Annotated in this window: 1 protein-coding gene; it reads left to right on the forward strand. The window is 62.8% G+C overall.

Going from position 1 to position 261, the window contains the following annotated elements:
* Nucleotides 1–261: sensor histidine kinase (locus tag ACZ3HH_RS30515; protein WP_465810377.1), on the forward strand; the 261-nt coding region annotated here is incomplete at both ends.

Consider the following 261-nt stretch of genomic DNA (forward strand, 5'->3'; position numbering starts at 1 on the left):
GGGCCAGCAGCTCGCCGACAATCCGGAAGGCAACCTGGCGCCCAAGCAGGTCGAGTTCGCCCGCACCATCCATGGCGCCGGCACCGACCTGTTGAACCTGATTAGCGACATCCTCGATCTTTCCAAGATCGAATCGGGGACCGTCACCGTCGATGCCGAGGAGATCTTCTTCACCAACGTGCTCGAGACCGTGGCGCGGCCGTTCCGCCACCAGGCGGAATCGCAAGGCCTTTCGTTCGAGGTGCAGGTCGATGCGAACCT

The sequence above is a fragment of the Pseudomonas sp. PME37.24/025 genome, assembly GCF_055556615.1.